General features: G+C 30.4%; 18 protein-coding genes. 10 read left to right on the top strand and 8 right to left on the bottom strand.

Annotation, left to right across the window (positions count from 1 at the left end; all coding sequences use genetic code 11):
• Positions 1–5 precede the first annotated feature (5 nt).
• From gcvH to Q0T35_RS03990, 3 genes are all read left to right on the top strand, one after another.
• The gene (gcvH, locus tag Q0T35_RS04000) at positions 6–383 is read left to right on the top strand and encodes a glycine cleavage system protein GcvH (protein ID WP_293919016.1); all 378 of its coding nucleotides are present in this window, start codon (positions 6–8) and stop codon (positions 381–383) included.
• The gene (locus Q0T35_RS03995; RefSeq protein ID WP_295841051.1) at positions 352–726 is read left to right on the top strand and encodes a VanZ family protein; all 375 of its coding nucleotides are present in this window, start codon (positions 352–354) and stop codon (positions 724–726) included. Before gcvH ends, Q0T35_RS03995 begins: the two co-directional genes overlap by 32 nt.
• A gap of 409 nt (positions 727–1,135) precedes the next feature.
• On the top strand, positions 1,136–1,411 hold the full coding sequence (locus tag Q0T35_RS03990) for an RNA-binding protein (protein WP_105297947.1): 276 nt from the start codon (positions 1,136–1,138) through the stop codon (positions 1,409–1,411).
• Positions 1,412–1,489: 78 nt separating this feature from the next.
• On the opposite strand, the gene Q0T35_RS03985 is transcribed toward Q0T35_RS03990, so the two are convergent.
• The 8 genes from Q0T35_RS03985 to Q0T35_RS03950 all read right to left on the bottom strand — a co-directional run bounded on the left by Q0T35_RS03985 (position 1,490) and on the right by Q0T35_RS03950 (position 10,571).
• Positions 1,490–3,757, bottom strand: a complete 2,268-nt coding sequence (locus tag Q0T35_RS03985; RefSeq protein ID WP_295841050.1) for a TonB-dependent receptor — start codon at positions 3,755–3,757, stop codon at positions 1,490–1,492.
• Positions 3,758–3,884: 127 nt separating this feature from the next.
• Entirely contained in the window at positions 3,885–4,295 is a 411-nt protein-coding gene (locus Q0T35_RS03980; protein WP_293918242.1) for a hypothetical protein, read from the bottom strand.
• A gap of 62 nt (positions 4,296–4,357) precedes the next feature.
• Entirely contained in the window at positions 4,358–5,866 is a 1,509-nt protein-coding gene (gene purH, locus Q0T35_RS03975; protein ID WP_295841049.1) for a bifunctional phosphoribosylaminoimidazolecarboxamide formyltransferase/IMP cyclohydrolase, read from the bottom strand.
• Positions 5,867–5,882: 16 nt separating this feature from the next.
• Entirely contained in the window at positions 5,883–6,863 is a 981-nt protein-coding gene (locus tag Q0T35_RS03970; RefSeq protein WP_295841048.1) for a hypothetical protein, read from the bottom strand.
• A gap of 239 nt (positions 6,864–7,102) precedes the next feature.
• A complete protein-coding gene (locus tag Q0T35_RS03965; protein ID WP_293918238.1) occupies positions 7,103–7,507 on the bottom strand; it encodes a DUF1573 domain-containing protein in 405 nt (134 codons plus the stop codon).
• Positions 7,508–7,540: 33 nt separating this feature from the next.
• Positions 7,541–7,900: a DUF1573 domain-containing protein gene (locus tag Q0T35_RS03960; RefSeq protein ID WP_293918237.1), complete on the bottom strand. Its 360-nt coding sequence runs from the start codon at positions 7,898–7,900 to the stop codon at positions 7,541–7,543.
• A 106-nt stretch (positions 7,901–8,006) separates the two neighbouring features.
• Entirely contained in the window at positions 8,007–9,074 is a 1,068-nt protein-coding gene (gene namA, locus Q0T35_RS03955; RefSeq protein WP_293918235.1) for an NADPH dehydrogenase NamA, read from the bottom strand.
• 771 nt (positions 9,075–9,845) lie between these two features.
• A complete protein-coding gene (locus tag Q0T35_RS03950; protein WP_295841047.1) occupies positions 9,846–10,571 on the bottom strand; it encodes a DUF6882 domain-containing protein in 726 nt (241 codons plus the stop codon).
• 117 nt (positions 10,572–10,688) lie between these two features.
• On the opposite strand from Q0T35_RS03950, the gene Q0T35_RS03945 reads away from it, so the two are divergent.
• The 7 genes from Q0T35_RS03945 (at position 10,689) to Q0T35_RS03915 (ending at position 20,970) form a co-directional block, all read left to right on the top strand.
• Positions 10,689–12,062, top strand: a complete 1,374-nt coding sequence (locus Q0T35_RS03945; protein WP_295810919.1) for a TolC family protein — start codon at positions 10,689–10,691, stop codon at positions 12,060–12,062.
• A gap of 8 nt (positions 12,063–12,070) precedes the next feature.
• Positions 12,071–13,063 carry an efflux RND transporter periplasmic adaptor subunit gene (locus tag Q0T35_RS03940; RefSeq protein WP_293918229.1) on the top strand — a complete coding sequence of 331 codons (993 nt, stop codon included), beginning with the start codon at positions 12,071–12,073 and terminating at the stop codon, positions 13,061–13,063.
• Positions 13,063–14,229: an ABC transporter permease gene (locus Q0T35_RS03935; protein ID WP_293918227.1), complete on the top strand. Its 1,167-nt coding sequence runs from the start codon at positions 13,063–13,065 to the stop codon at positions 14,227–14,229. The genes Q0T35_RS03940 and Q0T35_RS03935 overlap by 1 nt, the downstream gene beginning before the upstream one ends.
• Positions 14,222–15,412 carry an ABC transporter permease gene (locus Q0T35_RS03930; protein ID WP_295841046.1) on the top strand — a complete coding sequence of 397 codons (1,191 nt, stop codon included), beginning with the start codon at positions 14,222–14,224 and terminating at the stop codon, positions 15,410–15,412. Before Q0T35_RS03935 ends, Q0T35_RS03930 begins: the two co-directional genes overlap by 8 nt.
• Positions 15,413–15,620: 208 nt before the next feature.
• Entirely contained in the window at positions 15,621–17,213 is a 1,593-nt protein-coding gene (gene pckA / locus Q0T35_RS03925; protein ID WP_293918223.1) for a phosphoenolpyruvate carboxykinase (ATP), read from the top strand.
• A gap of 138 nt (positions 17,214–17,351) precedes the next feature.
• A complete protein-coding gene (locus tag Q0T35_RS03920) occupies positions 17,352–17,936 on the top strand; it encodes a DJ-1/PfpI family protein (RefSeq protein WP_295841045.1) in 585 nt (194 codons plus the stop codon).
• A gap of 712 nt (positions 17,937–18,648) precedes the next feature.
• Entirely contained in the window at positions 18,649–20,970 is a 2,322-nt protein-coding gene (locus Q0T35_RS03915; protein ID WP_295841044.1) for an ATP-dependent helicase, read from the top strand.
• Positions 20,971–20,982: the final 12 nt, after the last annotated feature.

The following is a 20,982-nucleotide window of genomic DNA, read 5'->3' as shown; positions in this document are numbered from 1 at the left end:
ATTATATGATAATACCATCAGAACTATTGTATAGTTTACAACATATTTGGGTAAAAATAGTAAAAGAAAATGTGGCTTATGTTGGAATTACTGATTACGCTCAAGAACAGCTCGGTGATATCATATATGTAGATGTTGAAAGCATTGGCACTACTTTGAAAATTAATGAAATTTTCGGAAGTCTTGAAGCAATAAAAACTGTCACAGATCTCTATATGCCCTTAGATGGAAAAGTTTTGGATGTAAACTCTGAATTGTTAAGCGATCCGAGTTTAATAAATACAGATTCCTATGGAAAAGGGTGGATAATAAAAATTAAGCTAGTGAATATCCTAACAAACCATTTAATTAATGCTGAAAAATATAAAGAATTGGTTAGTTGAACATCATAAAAAAATACGATTTATACTTATTATATATTTTTGTATTTTAACTTGGTTGTTGTTACGAGCCCCCAAAGGTAATAAAGAGTTTTTAAAATTCATGCCTCTTTATAATGATAAGCTAATTCACATGTTAACTTTTTTAGGACTTTCTTTATTAGCAAAAATAGCTTATCCTAAAAAAAATCAATTTCTAATAATAATTTTAGGAACTCTATACGGCATAATAATTGAATTTTTTCAAGAGTATATGAAATTGGGAAGAACATTTGAATATTCTGATATGATCGCAGATTGTTTAGGCTGCATTATTGGGGCTTTTATAGCTAAAAAAATTTTTTAGTATTTAAAAACTTCCGATACACTTTACTTATAAATAATCTTACGACTTTTCGAGTTTATTTAAATTATTATCTTAAATTTTAGTCCTGCCTTCCTATATTGAAAGTTAATGATTATAATTACTACGAAATTATTAAATATAAGATAAGTAAAAATTTGGCGAATAATTCCTTTTAATTTTATATAATTAGATAAAGTTTAATTAAAAATATCTTCGAATCTCTTTATACATAAAGTCTTTACTTATTTATGTAAAAAATAAAAAATAAATACATAAATTATTGATAAAATTATGTAAATTAGCATGTTGAGATTGTTATTATACTTCCTTCTACTTTTTAAATTGAATTGCTAGTTTTTAGTCTGATTTCTTCTCAATTAATTTTTTATCAATTTTATAAAATTTTTATATGAACATTTTTATTTCAAACCTGAATTACAGGTTGACCAACGAAGATTTACATGACTTATTTTCAGAGTATGGCGAAGTTGAATCAGCAAAAATAATACAGGATCGTGAAACCGGCAGATCAAGAGGTTTTGGATTTGTCGAAATGGCAGATGCTGAAGCTAAAACGGCAATTCAGGAATTAAATCAAAAAGAATTTGATGGTAAAGTTATTAACGTCTCCGAAGCACGTCCAAGAGATGAAAAACCGAGAAATAATTTTAGAAGAAGTTATTAATTGGTTATATGTAATAAAAAAAATAAAACGACTGAATTTATTCAGTCGTTTTCTATATTTACAAATGAATAAAATTTATTATAATTTTAAATCAATTCCCATATAAAACATAGCAGAAACAATAGGGGCATAAACTAAAGAAGTATCAAAATAATCTCCAAAAGGGTTCTCTGAATTTATGATTGGATTTTTTTGTTTATAACTTCCTAAGTTTTCCACACCTAAATAAGTTCTTAATTTATCCGTAAAATGCTTTGATATCTGAGCATTCATTAAAGCATAATTAGGAGAAAAAGACTTTCTTTGATATTCTACCGGATTCTGAGATGTATCAGGAATTCTTTGTTTTCCTACATATTGCAGATTAAAATCCAAAGTCCATTTACTTTTATTTTCTGTTTCATTTGTAAAATATGAAATAGAAAACAATCCTCTATTTTTAGAAGTGAAAGGAACTTGCTTTCTACCCTCCATATAATCAGCTTTAATATCAAACCACTTATATGCAAAATGTAATTCGAGATTAGATATAGGTATAATATCCCACACAGCTTGAAAAGTATTTGAAAAAGATTTTCCATCCAAATTGTAAAACCAAAGAGATTGGGTAGATTTATCTAAATCAACAAGAACTTGCTTTTTAAAATCTGTTCTATAAAAATCGAAAGTTAAGGTATTTTTAACAGTACCAATTTTAAAATCTTGTATTAAACTACCGCCATAATTCCATGCAATTTCTGGTTTTAGTCCATAAATATCACCATTATTAGGTTTAATATGAACTTTTCGTGAGGAAGCTAAATATTGCATATTTTCGGAAAATATATTTGAGGTTCGCATTCCTCTTCCTGCTGCTAAGCGAAGTGTTGTTTTAGGCAAAAATGCATATTTTATATTGATTCTCGGTAAAAGTTGAGTTCCTGCCAAATTATGAAAATCGGTTCTCAACCCTGTAACCAAAGTAAAGTTTTTAAATGAAGTGTTGGTATATTCAGCAAATATCCCCGGTGCATTTTCAGTTCTTTTATAATTCATATTTTCAAAATCTTCATTATAGGAATCATGTAGATAGCTAGCTCCTACAGTATATTTATTATTGGTATTCCCAATAATACTTTCGAACAATAAATTGGTGAAAAAAGAATTTTCATTACCATTATATAATCGTTGTCCAAAATAGCTATTTGTATTATGATGAATAAATTTAGTTTGTAATCCTATGCTTTGATAAGGTTTAGTAAGGAATACATATCCCGTTTTATTCCATATCTCATAATGTGAATTTTCGATTCCAATTCCGTAATGATTCTGAGTAAGACGATCGGTAGATTCTCTAAATTTTTTTTCTCCTCCTATTTCCTTACTATAAAGTGCTTGAAATCCAAACATTGAGCCCCATCCGTTTTTTTTAATTCCATCATAACGAATAATATCCATTAAATTTATTTGTTTAGAAAGAGGATTATCAAGAAAACCGTCATGATTCATGTCTTCTTTGACTAGTCTTCCGCTAAAATGAGATAAAGTTGTGTTGCTCCAATCGTTGGATATTTTTGATGCATTTACCATATTTAATTCTAATCGCGCATTTTGATTTGCAAAAAAATTAATATTAGTAAAATTTTTATCTTTATACTTCATTAATTCAGTGTTAATTTGTCCGGTAATAGCCTCATAACCATTATTAACGGTACTTCCACCTTTTGTTAGTTGTATACTGTTAATCCAAGTTCCGGGAATAAAATTTATACCACTTGCTGATGACAAACCCCTTACTTCTGGTAAGTTATCTACTGTTATAGATGTATACTTTTGATCAAGTCCTAACATTCTGATTTGTTTCGAACCGGTTACGGCATTTGTTGTTGATACATCAACTGTAGGGTTAGTTTCGAAACTTTCTGCCAAATTACAACAGGCTGCTTTCAATAATTCGGTTTTATTAATATTATAAGTAAGAGATGCTGAATTAGCCTTGATACTTACGGCATTTGCTTTTTGACGTATGACAACTTCATCCAATAATTTTTCTGAAGGAGATAATTGTAATTCTAGATAAATTTCCACAGGCTTGTCAACATTCTTTATTAAAATTTCTTGAGAAATAAATCTTTCTTTTGAAACTTCTATAGAAAATAGTCCTTCGTGATACATTAGCTCAAAATTACCCAAGCTATCAGTTACGGTTTTCATAACGGGATGTTCTTTCCAGTTTACATCAGCATTTTTAACGGGAATATTCTCGCCATTTTCTAAAGAAGTAACGATATTACCTTTTAATGTCTTATGCTGTGCGATTGAATATAAGTTTAAGAACAGCAAAAACATAACTATATATTTTTTCATTTTTTATTTTTAGTATAATGTTATATTAAAATTTTGACTGTATTATTGAGTAAGTATATAAACAATAATACATTTACATCTAATCCATATTTAGGGATTAAACAAATTGACTAAAATGAAAAATATATTATCCGTAATAGGTATAACGACAATAAAATTTGTATAATTTAGATATTGAAGGAGGAGGGTTTGAATAAAGTTGAACAATTCCCTCTTTTTTAGAAAAAGCTAAAATAGGTAATTCCCAATTTACATCAGGAACTATAGCAATAAAATAATAATTTAAATTTGTAAAGAAATTATCAAAAGAAAATACGGAATGCTCATTAGATTTAATAAGTACATCTTTACAACATAAATCTCTTTTTAAACAAGGTATTTCTCTTAATTTTGGATCTGTTTTTACTACAGTTGGAAATTTTTTTGAATTAACCGTATAGCCTATATTCTTTCCATGACACCAGTTTTGGTATATATAGATATTAAGATTTGCAAATAAAACCATGCAAATCAATAGTATAGACTGGATTAATTTCATACCGTAAAGATAAAAATAATTTTACAGATTTTTCATCTGAAAAAATTTTATATGATAATAAATTAATGTTTGAAATGTCTAATGCCTGTAAACAGCATGGCGATATTATGTTCATTACAAGCGTCAATGCTTTCTTTGTCACGTATTGAGCCACCGGGTTGAATAATTGCTTTAATACCATTTTTAGCAGCAGTGTCTACCACATCTCTAAATGGAAAAAAAGCATCGGAAGCCAAAACCAAATGATCTGTCCTTTTTTCTTTAGCACGTTCAATTGCCTGTTGAGCTGCCCATATTCTGTTAGTTTGCCCGGAACCGATTCCTATGGCTTGTTGTTGAGAAGCAACAACGATGGCATTTGATTTAGCATGCTTAACTATTTTTTGAGCAAAAATTAAATCTTTTAGTTGATTTTCATTTGGAGATGTATGAGTTACTTGCTCAAAATCCCTAGTAGTACCTTTATCAACATCTTGTACTAAAAGTCCTCCATCCACTTTTACGAATTCTATAGAATCGGATAAAGAATTATTGATTTTTATGACTCGTAAACTTTTTTTTGTTGATAATATTTGTACTGCTTCAGCTGTAAATGCCGGTGCTATAACGATTTCTAAAAAAACGGTAACCAATAATTGTGCAGTTTCTTCATCAACAGTTCTATTAAATGCTACAATTCCACCGAAAATCGATATTGAATCACATTCGAACGTTTTTTTGTATGCTTCAACAACATTATTTCCAATGGCTACTCCACAAGGTGTAGAATGCTTAACAGCGCAACAACAAATTTCTGAAAACTCATTGACTACTTTATAAGCCATATCCATATCACGAAAATTGTTAAATGAAAGTTCTTTACCTTGTAATTGTTCAAAGTTTTTCATTGCCCCGTTTTTAGTTTTATCTATATAAAAAGCAGCCTTTTGGTGAGGATTTTCACCATATCTTAAATCTTCTATTTTTTCATAAGAAGTATTTAAGAATTGCGGATAATCATCGTTTAAAATATAATTGGAAATGGCAGCATCGTAGGAAGAGGTTAGATTAAAAACTTTACCTGCTAACTGTTTACGTGTAGCAAGAGAAGTATTTCCATCTTTTTTCATTTCTTCTGTTACTAATGCATAATCTTCAATCTGACAAACTACAGTTACAGAATAAAAATTTTTGGCAGCGGAACGCAACATAGTAGGTCCACCTATATCAATGAATTCAACCATTTCCCCTTCGGATAAATCAGTATTTAATTTTTCGAAAAATGGGTATAGATTTACTACAACTATATCAATAGGACGTATTTGAAGGGTATGGAGGGATTGTATATGTTCTTTATTCTTTCTTGAAGCAAGTATTCCTCCATGAATGGTTGGATGTAAAGTTTTTACTCTTCCATCAAGGATTTCAGGGAAACTCGTGTAATCACTAACCTCTGTAACTTCAATGTTATTAGATTTTAAATGCCTGTAAGTTCCTCCGGTTGAAATAATTTCATAGCCTTGAGATTTTAAAAAAATTGAAAAATCTATAATGTTAGTTTTGTCTGAAACACTTATCAAAGCTCTTTTCATAAATATAATTTTACATTTATTCGGTAATTAAATAAAAGGCCTTACCCTTAATATCATCGTCAATGGATGATGGATATTCTTGATATTCCTCCCAATAAATATTTTTAAGTTTAACGTCGTTGTCTTTAGCGTATTCCTCTAATATATAGCGAGCATTAAAAAGATTGTGAACTTTTTCATTTATAGGAGTTGTAATTGCTTTTCCATTAGGAAGTGTAATAAAATTCATTGCACTACTAGGTGGAATTATTGTTGCATCTATGGCATAGCCTGAATAAAATATAGTCTTATTAGCTATAGTATCCACCGTAGTATAATAAATTATAGGTTTTTTAATTTCATTACTTGAATACTTTAAACTATCTGTTAGGTATTTTGAAATATCCTGTAAGGATTTATGTGCGGCATTATAAACATCGGAATATTTGGATGATGTTTCCCTTTTTATACATAAAAGTTGGATTCCTTGAAAGTCAATATACTTGATGCCACCACCCTCAGATATTTGTTTACGGGAATGTACAACCTCTAATAAATTTGTAAGTTTTTCAAGACTTTCAGCTAAACTTTCTTTAAATTTATGAGAATATAAATAAGCAAAAATACGGGTAAAGTAAGAAAAATCTTCTGTCTTCAAGTGAATCGAAACGGTAGTCATATTTTCGTTAGATTCAAAATCAATATCTTCAATACAAACAACTCCAGTTTCTACAAATATAATTTGAGATTTTATATATTTATTTAATTTACTTTTTAATATTTTATATTCTCCTTTACCAATAGTATTATTTTTGGAATTGCTCCAAGTTAAGCTGCTACCGGTTCCCTTATAAGGAGAAAAATAATTTATTCTTGTATTGAGAGAATCGTCATTGATTAAAAGCCCCCAAGCTGCATATTTCTCCAATTCATTAAATTCTGCAAAAACTTCACTGATAGGATTGTTAAAATCTTTAGAAATAGTAATTTCGATATTTTTAGAAAGAAATGATGGCATTATACAGCCTGCTACAATTATCAAAAAAACTAAAAATAGAAAAATATTAACGATCTTTTTCATGTAAATTAGAGAATATTAGAGATAAAAACGAATTTAGTGTATTAACTTTTTGTTAAAACACAAAACTACAAAAAACAAACGTACACAGGAATAAAATAATTTTTAATTTTAAAAAGAAAGGACATTGTCATAAGCAATGTCCTTAGTATTAGCATAATAAATAATTAACACTATTTTTAAGGGTTAGCTGCAGCCGGAGTTTCAGGATTTATGACAGTACCTTCCACTTTAACTATGAAACTGGACTCATTTATGTCGTTAGATAAAATAGTAATCTTCCTGTTAAATTTACCGGCTATAGATGTATTGTAGGTAACTGTAATTTCTCCTTTTTTTCCTGGAGCTATAGGTTCATTTGTCCATTGAGGTACAGTGCAGCCACATGAAGTTCTAATATTGGAAATAATTAATGGTTTATCTCCGACATTTTGAATTTTAATAATTCTTTTGCCATCAGAACCTTTATCTATTGTTCCATAATCTACCGTATTATTTTCATAATTGATAATTTTTATCTCCTGAGCATTGCTGAAAAAATATGCTCCCAATAGGAATGCTGAACTTAGAATGAATTTTTTCATATTTGATTAATATTAACTATTATTTTTATAAGATTATTGTACTTCTCCTTTAATTTTTAAAAGTTTTCTGGAAATTTTGGGATCATTACTAAAAACTTCAATCGATTTTGAAAACTTACCTATATTTTTTGTATTGTATTTTACAGTTATTTCTCCTTTTTTTCCTGGTAAAATTGGTGATTTTGTCCAAGTAGGAACAGAACATTCGCAAGAAGATTTGACATTAGAAATAATTAAAGGTTTATCACCCTCATTAGTAAATTTAAAAGTTTGATAACCGTCTGAATTCTTTTTTATAATTCCATAATCTATTTGGTCTTTTTCAAACGAAATAGACTGAGCTGAAATAAAATATCCTAAAAATAAGAAAAATAATATAGCAGTTTTTTTCATGAATGCAAAGTTACGAATTTTAATTTTACTTTAGCTTGTTTTAGCTTCAAAAATAATACCATGTATATTAAAAAAGATGTAAATAAACAATTATTTTTCAATAAGCTTATCGGAATTTAGATAATTCATACTGGGGTGGCCAATCAATAGTATTCTCTAATATATTTGCTGCCTCCAACACAAAATATGGATTGCGTAATAGTTCTCTACCTACAAAAATTAAATCAGCTTCTCTGTTTTCTAGAATTTCCTCTGCTTGAATTGCATTGGTGATTAGCCCAACAGTTCCGGTAATTATTTCTGAATTATTTTTTATCTTATTAGCGAATGGAACTTGGTAATTTGGCTTGTTTGGTATTTTTGCATAAGGAATTAACCCGCCTGAAGAAACATCCATTACATCAACTCCTAATTTTTTAATTATTTCAGCTAATTCTGTAGATTCATCTACAGACCATCCATCTTCTTCCCAATCAGTAGCAGAAATTCGTACCCATAAGGAGACTTTTTTAGGAATGATTTTTTTAATCGACTCAATGATTCTGAGTAAAAACCTAATTCTGTTTTGAAAATTACCTCCATAATCATCTTTTCTTTGATTACTTAACGGTGATAAAAACTCATGAATTAAATATCCATGAGCAGCATGGATTTCAATAATATCATAACCTGCTTTAACTGCTCTTTCGGCACCTTCCTTAAAATCATTTATAATAATATTTATTTCATCAACGGAAAGCTCCCTAGGTTTTTGATAATTTATATTAAATGGAATGGGAGAGGGTGAAACTATTGCCCATTTACTATAGCCCTCCTCCAGCTTTTCACTAGGATTCCATGGAATAGGAGTACTTGCTTTTCTTCCAGCATGCGCTAGTTGTATGCCGGCTAAACAATTGTTTTCGTGGATAAAATGTACTATTTTGCTTAATTCAACAATATGTTCATCTTTCCAAATCCCTAAATCTTTATATGTAATTCTTCCTTGTGGCGAAACGGCAGTAGCTTCTTGAATGATTGCGCCAACTCCTCCTACTGCTCGGGCACCATAATGGACAAGATGCCAATTATTTGCAAATCCATCATGTGCTGAGTATTGACACATAGGAGACATTACAACTCTATTTTTTAAAATAATATTTCCCAGTTGTAGGGGGGTAAATAGTTTCGACATAATATTATAATATTTTTATAATTGTAAATAATTTTTAAATTTTTTAAAATGATGTTGTCAATTTGCTACCTGCTATTTCAGCGATCAAGTAGGAGAAATAACCTAAACCTTTTTATCATGGCTCATTTCCGGTTTTACATACTCAATTATTAAGCCAACGATTAGTGTAGTCAAGTTAACTATTCTTATGTAAAATCGTAGAGATGAAGATGATAAAATCTATTAAGGTTTTCGCTACCTTTTGGTGAACTTCCGTTATAAAACTGGTTTAATTTTCACTTGATAAGTTGCTTCGCGATATCGAACTTATCATAATACTTACTCAGTTTATTACTCATATTGGCTATTACGGTTAGGATAGATTAGAAATGAATACAAATAATGGTGGTTTGCATGATTTGATTTCATGTCACTTACACCACTTATTAGGCAAATAGCCTAAGCTGCGGTTGGGATAAATTGGAAATGAATGCAGGAAATAATGGTTTACCTGATTTGATTAGTGATATGTTTAACTGGATACCAAAAACAGAGAGAGGAATACGGCTATGTAACTATATGTAGCTAATAATTAATTTTACAAAAAGCCGGATGGGGATCCGGCGGTTAATTGTTCTTAATATAGTATATGGATTTCATATCTCAGTACAAAATCACTTAATATCAATCCCCATCGATAATTAACTAACGCGAGTAATTCATCAATGTTTTAAAAATAATAACGTTCTTTTGTTAATAAACTTTTATCTGTGTTATCACTAATAATCGTTTTTAGCCTTCTAGTCCAATTAAGCGCGATGAATTGTCAAATTCTGCGCTAATTTGGTTTTCACCTTTAATTGCGACCAGCTTTAAACCATCATCAAAGGTTATTTGATAATCTTTAGCTAGCAAATAGTGTTTTATTGCAGCATAGTGATTCACTTCATAATTGGCAATTAATTGCGGGATTACGCTAGCAATGCGGTGATGAGTGTTGTTTTCTTGATGAATTTGGTTAATATTCTCATTATTAAAAGTTAACACAAGTACACCTTGACCATAATCAGCAACATAATAACCACTTGAATCAAACATACCACTAGCAATAAGTCCAATTAGGTGTAAATTCGCTTCAGAGGTTTCAAATTTACGAATTTTAAATAAATCAATATTGTGCTCTTCACCATATTTTTTAAGCTCAAGAGACTGCTTAATAACACCTTGCGGAAGATCAGATTGTTCATTGCCCCAAGCCCAAAGCCAAGTCGTGGTCGAATGCGAAAAGGTTCCCAATAGCTGAAAAGAACAATATAAATCACCGCCAAAAACAAGTTGCTGAGCATCCATATCAATTTCCCAGGGCTTATCGTCAATAACACCATCTAAATCGATTTGCTTTTCAAAACCAAGCCCTCCATATTGTTCAATAAGTGCTTGGAATGGTTGTTTTTCTTGATGTTGTTCAGTTTGGTCGTGTTTTTTACTTTTTGAAAATAATTCTTTCAAGAATTTCATATGTATTGTTATTAAAATATTTAAAATCCAAAGTTAATAACTTTGCAATGCATACTTCAATAAAAAATAAATTATATTAAAAAATATTTTATTTTTGCACTTAAATATACAAAAAATATGATAGGATATATCAGAATTTCCTTGACATTAGTGGTATCATTTAGTTTATCCTTAAAACTCTGTTCACAATCGCTATCATTTTCTGAATCTCAGATTATTATGTACAAAGAAAATAATCTGATTAAAGCTGTCGAAAAACAGGAAGAAGCTTATCAATTCGATTTTAAATCTTCTAAAGGATTACGTTATCCTCAATTAGATGTATTTGGTGTTGGGATATATAGGGATAAAAGAATTGGGAGCAACTTAAATAATGCAAGGTCAGAAGTTGCTAATATTTTGAATATTTCGGATCCCGAAGAATTGGGTAATTGGGATGTAAGGCTTCTAAAAAGAGATATTTTGTTAGGAGGGGTAAAATTTACTTGGCCGATTTTTACAGGTGGTAAAATTAATGCAGCAATAGAAGCTTCAAAAATAAAAGCTGAAATAGGAAATAAAGAATTAGTAAGTACTAAAAACAAGCTCATTTCAGAATTGGCTCAACGATATTTTCAGGTAAAACTTGCTGAGGAGGCTGTTATAGTAAGAAAGCAAGTATTGGACGCTATGAATAAGCATTTATATAATGCATCAAAAATGGAAGAACAAGGATTGATTGCTCCTGTTGAAAAGCTTCAAGCAGATGTAGCCGTTTCTGAAGCAAATCGTCAATATCTTGCTGCCCAAAAAGACGCTGAATTGACACGACTGGCTTTGGCAAATACTTTAGGAATAGATGGGATAAGTCAAGAATTATCTACTCCTTTCTTTATTGTTCCGCTTTTACAGCCATTAGAATATTATCAGAATTTTGCTATTGATAATTATCCTGAGTTACAGAAACTTCAGCTACAAATTGATTTAGCTAATCAAGGGCTAAAATCCAAGCAATCTACTTATTATCCAACAATATCAGCATTAGGTAATTCAATTTTAGTACATAACAATCCGATAGGCGGAGTGGAAAAAAATAAAAAACCATGGTCTTTAGGAGTAGGGTTGTCTTATAATATTTTTAGCGGTTTTCAACATAAAAATGAGATAAAAGCCGCTAAGGCAACTAAAGAGAGTATTGAATTTCAACAAGAGAAAGCGAAAAAAGATATTCGTACAATGATTGAAAAAATATTTCAAGATTTACAAAAGCAGGAAGAGCAGATACAAAATTTGGAGGTTCAGATTGTACAAGCAGAAGAATTAGTAAGAGTTAGAGCAAGAGGTTTTTCTGAAGGAGTACAAACTTCTACGGATGTAGTAGATGCAGAAGTTAATTTATCAGGGATAAAACTACAAAAATTACAGGCCAGTTATGATTATGTAGTTGATTTAGCATCTTTATTAGAATATAGCGGATTAAGTCAAGATTTTATAAAATATACGAATCAATAGTCATTTATATGAAAAGTAAACTTATAAGTTCAATCATAAGTATTATTATAATAGTAGCAATAATAGGACTATCCATATGGTTTATGAATAAACCAGCAAAGGAAACTATTCAAGGACAAGTAGATGCTACTCAAATTAATGTGTCTCCTAAAATAGCTGGAAGATTGGAACAAGTTTTAATAAAAGAAGGAGATATGGTGAAAGAAGGAGATTTATTAGCTGTTTTAAGCACACCTGAGTTAGATGCGAAATTAGTACAAGCTGAATCAGCAAAAGCTGCTGCAGAAGCTCAAGATAAGAAAGCGAAGACAGGAACCAGATATGAGCAGATCCAAGGAGCCTTAAACCAATGGCAACAGGCAAAAGCTTCTGCTGAATTAGCAGAAAAAACTTACCAAAGAATGCAGAATTTATACAATGATAAAGTTATTTCTGCACAAAAAAGGGATGAAGCCTATACACAAAGTAAAGCATCTAGAGAGCAAGAAAAAGCAGCTTATGCAAATTATGAAATGGCCTTAAACGGATCTAGAAGTGAAGATAAAGAAGCGGCATCGGCACAAGTAAATCAGGCACAAGGAGCAATTGAAGAAGTGCTGGCCTATAAAAAAGAAGCAAAAGTTTTGTCTCCCGCAACCGCAGAAGTTTTAAAAATAATTCCTAATAGAGGGGAGGTGGTTAGTGCTGGATATCCTATTGTTAACCTTGTAGATTTAAATGATGTCTGGGTTGTCTTTAATATTAAAGAAAATTTAATGGGAAGCTTTAGTAAAGGAACCACTTTCGAAGCTCAAATTCCTGCTTTAAATAATAAAAAGATCAAATTACAAGTTCGTTATATTGCTGCTCAAGGTGATTTTGCCACATGGAATGCTACCAAGACTCAAGGCGATTTTGATATGAAAACCTTTGAAATTAAAGCCTATCCTACAGAAAAAGTTGAAGGATTGAGACCTGGTATGAGTGCTTTAGTAGATGAAAAATCTTTGAAGAAAAACTAATGCGAAAAGGTTTTTTTCCTATATTTTTAAAAGAATTTCAACGGCTACTGACTAGTCCAAGATTACTGTTTTTGGCGGTTATTCTACCTTGTGGAATATTTCTATATTATGCAAGTTTATTACAACAAGGAGTTCCAAGAAAATTTCCTGTTGTTTTACTGGATCAAGATAAATCTAACACTTCTAGGAAATTAGGAAGAATGTTAAATGCAACTTCTTCATTAAACATTATAACTGAAGTTGAAAATCAGCAAGATGGAGAAAAACTAATTAGGACGGATCAAGCTTTTGCGTTACTTGTCATTCCAGTAAATTTTGAAAAAAATATGTATAGAAACATAAGTTCTCAGTTAGTATGTTTCTACAATAATAATTATTTATTAGCTGGAGGACTCATTAACAAAGCCTTTCAATCTACAGTAGGAACGCTTGCTGCTCAAGCACATATAAACGGATTAACCCAACAGGGTTTAACTCAAAAACAAGCTATAGCAGCGACATCACCTATAAGTACTAAACAGCATATATTATTTAACCCTTATACAAATTATTCTTATTATCTTACTGTTTCACTAATGCCTATGGCTTTGCAGGTTATTATGATAGTAGTATCAATTTATGTATTAGGGTCTGTATTGAAAGAAAGGAAAGGAAGAGAATTATTCGTTGCAAGTAGAGGAAATGTATGGATTTCATTTTGGGCTAAATCATTACCATATACCATTCTATTTTCTATCGTTGGCTTCTTTATGAATAGTTTATTATATTATAAGATAGGAATTACTTTAAGAGGTAATTTTTTTATAGTAAATATTTATTTTATAGTTTTTGTATTAGTTTGCCAGCTATTAGGTTTATTTTACGTTAGCTTTAATAAAGATTTACGTACTGCACTTACGTTAGGTGGCTCTTATTCAGCTATAGCGTTTTCATTTACAGGATATACTTTTCCTAAAGAAGGATTACCAGATGTGATACAATACATAAGTTATACCTTTCCATTTACTTCCTATTTACGTTTTATAATTGATTATGCAATAAGAGGTATAGAAATTGGAAGCTTAAACTTCGGATATATAATAGCTTTTATGGTATTCTGCGCATTAGGATTTATTTCAATGCCTCGTTACAATCGATTATTAAAAAAAGGAGGATATTATGCTTAAAGTTTTGTTAGAATATATATCAGTAATTGGTAAAACATTTCTAAGAGAGATTCGTCTTATATTATCCGATTCCGCTGTAAAATCATCCTATCTTATAAGCCCTATTATTGTTGGATTCTTATATTCCTACATATACTCCCATGAAGTAGTTACAAAAATACCAATTGCTGTGGTTGATCAAGATCAGTCACAAATGACTCATACGTTAACACGTATGTTGAATTCCTCTCAACAGGTAAAAATAAATCATTCAGCTACAAGCTTACTAGAAGCGGAAAATCTTTTTAATTTGGGAAAAGTAAAAGGAATTATTTTATTTCCTAAGGATTTTTCCAGAGATTTACAAAGAGGAGAAGTTCCTTCTATTGCTGTATATTGTGATGCTTCTTATATGCTTTATTATAAACAGTTTTTAACTTCAGTAACGGCTTCCGTTGGAAACTTTAGTGCTCAAATAGAAGTTAATAAACTTATGGCCAGTGGGGCATCTCAAAGACAAGCAGTTGCTTCCCGAAGACCCATAGAAACCATATCTGTACCATTATTCAATATTGGATCAGGATATGCAACATTCGTAATGCCGGTTGTATTTTTAATAGCAATTCAGACATTGCAAATTTCGGCAATGGGTGTATTAGGAGGGACACAAAGAGAAAGAAAATCATTTATTAAATTATATCCTTTTATTAAAAGACCGTTGGGAGCTATTCCTGTATTATTAGGAAGATCAGGAGCATATATGTTAATATCTATGATTCTTATGGTAATACAAGTAGGTTTAGTTATGGGACTTTTTAATTTTCCGCAACGAGGAAATCCTTTTGAAATATTCATTTTTTTAATACCATTTATACTTTCAGTAACATTTTTAGGAATTTTCTTAATGAATTTTTTTAAGCAGAGAGAAGATGCTATCATGGTAGTTACTATTTTTTCTATACCCTCCTTATTTTTATGCGGAGTATCTTGGCCAACATTGGCTTTTCCTGACTGGATAAAAGGTATTTCTTATTTATTCCCGTCTACTCTGGCAGTAAAAGGTTTTTTAGAAATAACACAATTCGGAGCTAGCCTTATTGAAATTAAAGAACTTTGGATGCAAATGTGGCTAACTTGCTTCGTTTATTTTATTCTAGCTGCTTTAACTTTAAAAAGATTAGCTTTTGTTAGTTTAGGAAAATAAAATAAAAATAATATTATTTAGAATATTTTTTTTAGTAAAAGCAAGTAAATATTACTTTATGTGTTTATTTGTTGAAAAAATATTTTATTTAATGAATATAAATATATTTTCAACTTGTGAGTTATATCATATATAATAGAAAAAATTATGTTGATTTATATTATTAGATTTGTATATACAAAAAAAGAAAATTAATTTATTTTAAATTATGGAAGACTTAATAAAATCACTAGAGAAACATGGAATCTCAGGTATTACAGAAATTGTTCACAATCCTACCTATGAACAACTTTATCAAGCTGAAATGGACCCTAAAAATGAGGGATATGAAAAAGGAGAATTGACTACATCGGGAGCCGTAGCAGTTAAAACAGGAGTTTTTACCGGACGTTCGCCTAAAGATAGATATATTGTTAAAGATTCAGTAACCGAAAATACTATATGGTGGGATGGAAAAATTAATGTTCCAACAACTCCACAAATTTTTGATAATCTAAAAGGTTTAGTTGCAAAACAACTTTCCAACAAAAAACTATATGTAGTTGACACATTTTGTGGAACCAATAAAGATACAAGAATGAAAGTTCGTTTTGTTATGGAAGTGGCATGGCAGGCACATTTTGTTACCAATATGTTTATACGTCCATCCCAATACGAACTTGAAAATTATGGAGAACCTGATTTCTTTATTATGAATGGTTCTAAAGTAACCAATCCGAACTGGAAAGAACAAGGACTTAATTCTGAAAACTTTGTTATGTTTAACTTAACACAAAAAGTTCAGATTATAGGAGGAACTTGGTACGGTGGAGAAATGAAAAAAGGAATGTTCTCTATGATGAATTATTATTTACCATTAAAAGGTATGGCTTCTATGCACTGTTCAGCTAATGTAGGTGAAGCAGGAGATGTAGCTATATACTTTGGTCTATCGGGAACAGGAAAAACAACTTTATCAGCAGACCCTAAACGTTATCTGATCGGAGATGATGAGCACGGATGGGATGACAACGGTGTATTTAATTATGAAGGCGGTTGCTATGCAAAAGTTATTGATCTTTCTGAAGAGAAAGAGCCGGATATATGGAGAGCAATTAGAAGAGATGCCTTACTAGAAAACGTAGTTGTAAAATCTAATGGAGAAGTTGATTTTAAAGATAAATCCATCACTGAAAATACACGTGTTTCTTACCCTATTTACTACATTAATAAAATTGTTCTTCCATCAAAAGCAGGGCATGCTAAAAAAATCATTTATTTATCAGCAGATGCCTTTGGAGTACTACCTCCAGTATCAATTTTAGATGAAGAACAAGCACAATATCATTTCTTATGTGGATACACCTCTAAATTAGCAGGAACAGAAAGAGGAATTACAGAACCTCTACCATCATTTTCACCAGCATTTGGAGAAGCATTCCTATCATTACATCCAACTCAATATTCAAAAACTCTGGTATCTAAAATGAAACAGCATGGAGCGAAAGCATATTTAGTAAATACAGGATGGAATGGAACAGGTAAACGTATATCATTAAAAGATACTCGTGCAATTGTAGATGCTATTATAGATGGTTCTATTGAAAAAGCGCAAACCAATAAAATTCCATATCTTAACTTAACTTTCCCAACAAAATTACCTAATGTATCAGATATATTAGATCCTAGAACAACTTATTCAAATGTATCTGAATGGGAAACAAAAGCAAAAGATTTAGCAGCTAAGTACATTGCAAACTTTGAGCAATATACTGATACTGAAGAAGGAAAAAAATTAGTTGCAGCTGGACCTAAATTGTAATTTCAAAACACTTAATTATAATAAACTTTGAATTCCCTGAATTTTTCAGGGAATTTTTTATATTATGTTATTATATATTGATTAAGAGATAAATAATTTAATAAATTCTTATTTTAGTAAGATAAATGATTATATGAAATGAAAAAGAATATGAAAATTTTAATGTTAGCCGGAGATTTTGTTGAAGATTACGAAATAATGGTTCCATATCAGTCACTATTATCTTTAGGAGTAAAAGTAGATGTAGTATGTCCGGATAAAAAAGCCGGTGATAGCATAGTAACTGCGATTCACGATTTTGTTGGATTTCAAACTTATCAAGAGTTAAGAGGTCATAATTTTATAATCAATAAAACTTTTTCAGAGATTAATCCTGATGAATACAACGGGCTGTTTATAACAGGCGGAAGAGCTCCCGAATATATCCGTTTAAATGATAAAGTGCTTGATATTACACAATATTTCTTTACACAGCAAAAACCCGTTGCAGCAATCTGTCATGGAATACAGGTTTTAACGGCAGCTGGCGTAATAAAAGGAAGAACAGTTACATGCTATGAAGCAGTGGCGCCCGAAGTAAAATTGGCTGGAGCCATTTATAAAAAAGTGGATGCTACAGATACTGTACTTGATGGTAATCTAGTTACTTCACCTGCATGGCCGGGAAATGCTAAAATTCTTAGAGATTTTTATAAAATGTTAGACATTATAATTACAAATTAAAACATAAATATCATCTCACTAATTGTTTATAATATTTAGAATCTAAAAAAGAATAATACTTTATAACGAAAATGCAATATCTAAAAAATATTGATTTGACATTAAGTTTATAAAAGACAGCTATTACATAAAAGATTAGATTAATATTTCACTACTGAAAAAATGAAAGTTAGAAAAGGAATTCGGTTTATTTCCAAAACATGAGCAAAAAGGAATAAAGTTTGATTTTAGTAATACATCCTAAGTAATTAATTCTCATAAATAGTTTACGAGAAATATCTTATTTACTTTTTAATAAAATCCCTTTTAAAATTGATATATAATTTAGAATTCTAAATTATCTTGTTATTTTCCTTAGAATAAAAAATAGAGCTAATCGATTATAACACATAATGATACAATTAGAGGATATATAAGATTTTTTTTAATTTATGATATAAAAGAAAACGAAGTGCATTTTGGTTTAAATGATATTTCATTTAAATTATAGAATTAGCGTTTTCGTCGTATATCAAAATAGCTGCAATAGTAAAGTAAATACCCTCTTAAAATAAAATTCAAATATATATGAACCTAATTAAATCTTTTCATAAATTAATAGTTAGGTCTAATTTAAAATAAGCGTATTCAGAAATAATACTTAACCATTAATAACCTCTTCATTAAGTAAACTGTAGTAATTTTCTTAAAAATTCATACCTTTGATTTTCGTATGAAAGATTTATTTGCAGATTTAAACGAAGTTCAAAAACAGGCAGTTAGCACAACCGAAGGACCTCTAATGATTATTGCGGGAGCAGGTTCTGGAAAGACAAGAGTTTTAACGTATAGAATTGCCCATCTTATAGATAAAGGTGTTGACTCTTTTAATATTCTAGCCTTAACCTTTACAAATAAGGCAGCTCGTGAGATGAAAGAGAGGATATCGTCATTAATTGGGGGTACTGAAGCTAAAAATTTATGGATGGGAACTTTTCATTCTGTTTTTGCAAGAATTTTACGTGCAGAAGCAAATAAGTTAGGATTTCCTTCAAACTTTACAATTTATGATCAGCAAGATTGTCTAAATGTAATTAAAAAGATAATCAACGAATTACAGCTTGATACGGATATTTATAAACCTAAACAAGTTTTAGGAAGAATATCAAGTTATAAAAATAATCTGATAACTGTTCGTGCCTACTTTAATAATCCTGAATTAATAGAAGCCGATACAGCTGCTATGCGTCCCAAAATAGGACAGATTTACCAAGCATATGTAGAACGTTGCTTTAAGTCAGGTGCCATGGATTTTGATGATCTGTTGCTTCGTACCAATGAATTGCTTACACGTTTTCCTGAATCATTGGCTAAATATCAAGATCGTTTTCGTTATATTATGGTAGATGAGTATCAAGACACTAATCATTCACAATATTTAATAGTGAAAGCGTTGGCTTCAAGATTCGAAAACATTTGTGTAGTTGGTGATGATGCGCAATCCATTTATGCTTTTCGGGGCGCTAATATCAGGAATATACTTAATTTTAAAAAAGATTACCCGGATGCCCAAATTATCCCTCTTGAACAAAATTACCGATCTACACAAATAATTGTTGAAGCAGCTAATGAAGTAATAGCTAAAAACCGCGACCAATTAGAAAAAAATGTTTGGACACAAAATCCATCAGGAGATAAAATCCCTGTTTATAGAGCACTATCCGATGCCGATGAGGCGAATTATGTAGCTTCAGAGATTTTTTCACTTAAAATGTCACAACAGAAAAAAAATAAAAATTTCGCTATACTTTATCGAACAAATGCACAATCTAGAGCCATTGAAGAAGCATTGCGAAAAAAAAATATATCTTATAAGGTATTCGGAGGACTTTCATTTTATCAAAGAAAAGAAATTAAAGATCTTCTAGCCTACCTAAGGATTTTAGTTAATCCTAAAGATCAAGAAGCTCTGTTAAGAATAATTAATTATCCTGCTCGTGGAATTGGAGATACTACTATTAATAAACTTATTGTTGGAGCCGATCAACAAGGAAAATCTTTAGATGAAATCTTGGAGCAGATAGAGTTTTATGGTAATTCATTAGGCATTAACAAGTCAACAATCGATAAATTAGCCAATTTTTGGACTATGATTAAGAGTTTTCAAGTATTATTGAAAACTGAAGATGTATATGAAGTTGCCATGCGAGTAGCCGTCACTTCCGGATTATTAAAAACTTTGAAAGAAGACGATACCCCTGAAGGAATATCCAGAGTTGAAAACATTCAGGAATTATTAAATAGTTTACAAGGTTTTGTTGATGAACAAAGACAGCTAGATGGAGGGGATCCAAGTTTGAATTTTTTTCTGGAAAATATAGCTTTAGCCTCTGATTTAGATTCGGAAGATGGAGAAGAAGATAAAGTTTCTTTAATGACTATCCATTTAGCAAAAGGATTAGAATTTCCCATTGTTTTCATTGTTGGGTTAGAAGAAAATTTGTTTCCTTCTCAAATGTCGTTGAATACTCGGCAAGAATTGGAAGAAGAAAGAAGATTATTTTACGTGGCTCTAACAAGAGCAGAAGAAAAAGCCTATTTCACTTACGCTACAACCCGTTTCAGGTGGGGGAAAATAGTTGATGGAGAACCTAGTAGATTTTTAGAAGAAATCAGTGAAAAGCATTTGGAGGTATTAAATATTAATTTTACCAATTCCAATAGAAATAATTCTGGATTAAATTTGGATTTGTTTGAAGATGATTTTGTGCCTCGCTACCCTAAAGGACCTAACCCTAAGTACCAAAAAAACGATGCTCAAGTAAAATCTCCACAAAATTTAAAACCAATTTCGAGTGCTAAATTAACAAATCCGGTTGGCGGATCGATTGCTAATTTAAAAATTGGTGATCATGTATTGCATGATCGTTTTGGTAAGGGAAAAGTCATATCAATTGAAGGTGATCCTGAAAATGCAAAGGCGCTTATTAATTTTGAAAATGAAGGGGACAAAAAGCTATTATTAAAATTTGCTAAGCTAAAAGTGTTAGAATAGAATAATATTGAT

Source organism: uncultured Apibacter sp. (assembly GCF_946479295.1).
Lineage (GTDB): Bacteria > Bacteroidota > Bacteroidia > Flavobacteriales > Weeksellaceae > Apibacter.
The sequence above is the reverse complement of the archived record's forward strand: the minus strand, read 5'-3'. Positions and strand labels throughout refer to the sequence as shown.